This window comes from Nocardioides caeni (genome assembly GCF_004912195.1).
Classification (GTDB): Bacteria; Actinomycetota; Actinomycetes; order Propionibacteriales; family Nocardioidaceae; genus Nocardioides; species Nocardioides caeni.
Window position 1 is genome coordinate 1 of sequence record NZ_STGW01000039.1, and the last position, 1505, is coordinate 1505.

Consider the following 1505-nt stretch of genomic DNA (forward strand, 5'->3'; position numbering starts at 1 on the left):
CGCGCACGCAGCCGTGGCTCACGGCCTGGCCGAAGACCGAGGGGTCCGTCCAGCCATGGAGGGCGACGGTGCCGGGCCCGCCGCCATAGGAGTCGAGGGTGTCGCTGTGGCTGCCGAGCGGAAGGATCACGGGGGAGAAGGGCTGCTTCTCGTCGGTGATCTGACCGAGCACGAAGGTCCGTCCGGTGGGCGTCGGCGTGGCGGCAGCCCCGATGGCGACCGTCCAGGTGCCGACCTGCTCGCCGTCCTCGAGGAGCTCCAGGGTGCGGGCGCCGAGGTGCACCTTGACGAGGAAGCGGCTGTGCGCCTCCTCGAGCTCGGTGGAGCGCAGCCATCCGGTCGACCCGTTGGGCTTCGACGGCAGGAGCACCTGCACCCAGTCCTTGTTGCGAGTGATCACCGGCAGCCAGGTGTCGCCGAACTGCTTCGGCCCGATCTTCGCAAAGGCCGTGCCCTCCGGCTCGTCGAAGAGCGCCACGATCCTCTTGGGATGGACCACGGCGCCGTTCGGGACGTTCTCCGGTCGCGGGTCGCGAGGCGCGGCCTTGATCGTCGACTTGGTCGAGCTCGCCTTGAGCTCCGCGAGATCCACCACCTCGGCGGCTGGACGCTGCGGCGAGCGCTTCTCCTCGCCGTCGTCGCGCATCACCAGCACGAGCGCCGAGATCGCGAAGAGGGTCAGGATCAGCGGGATCGGCCAGGACGCGCGCGACGGCGCAGTCGACTGCTTCATGCCCGGTCCCTCCCCGAATGCTGCTCATCCCACGACCCCTGCTGTTCGTTGGCCCTCCCACAGCGGCAACGAGCCAGCACCCCCCCAGGTCACGCGAGCATAGCGGAGTCGGGACCTTGGTCCCGACTGCGGGGTGTGGAGTGCATCACGCGGTCTCGGAGGCGCTCAGTAGGATGCGACCATGGCAGGCCGGATCCGTGACGAGGACATCGCCGCGGTCCGGGAGAGGGCGCGGATCGACGAGGTCGTCTCCGACTACGTCACGCTGCGCAACGCCGGTGGCGGCTCGATGAAGGGCCTGTGTCCCTTCCATGACGAGAAGTCGCCTTCCTTCCACGTGACGCCGGGGCGCGGGTTCTTTCATTGCCTCGCTGGGGAGACGCGGGTCCTGACCTGGGAGGGGCCCCGTGAGATCCGGGACCTCGCCGGGGGCACTCACCGGGTGCTCGGTGTGAGCGGCGAGTGGATCGATGCACCGTTCAAGTCCTACGGCGTGCAGCCGCTGCACCGCATCGTGGCCACACGCAACGGACAGCGCAAGGAACTGTTCGCAACGAGTGGACACCGGTGGTTCGTCCACTCCGGCAAGGACCAGAAGAGGTCGCGCGAAGTTCTGACGACAGCATTGACGCCAGGCGCGCGCCTGGTCCCGAAGTTCCCGCGCTCCCGCATTCGCCGTACGACGCCTTCTCCGTTCGGGATCGCTCACGGCTTCACCTACGGCGACGGCACGCTCAACGGCACGGGCTCGATGGCGCTCATCTGTCCTCCC

2 protein-coding genes are annotated in these 1505 nt (G+C 68.7%); one reads left to right on the forward strand and one right to left on the reverse strand.

The window, feature by feature from the left end; all coding sequences use genetic code 11:
- A partial coding sequence (locus E9934_RS19370) for a L,D-transpeptidase (protein ID WP_238695066.1) occupies window positions 1–733 on the reverse strand: 733 nt, incomplete at its 3' end.
- Window positions 734–914: 181 nt separating this feature from the next.
- On the opposite strand from E9934_RS19370, the gene E9934_RS20395 reads away from it, so the two are divergent.
- The coding region (locus E9934_RS20395) for a CHC2 zinc finger domain-containing protein (protein WP_238695067.1) at window positions 915–1505 on the forward strand (591 nt) is incomplete at its 3' end.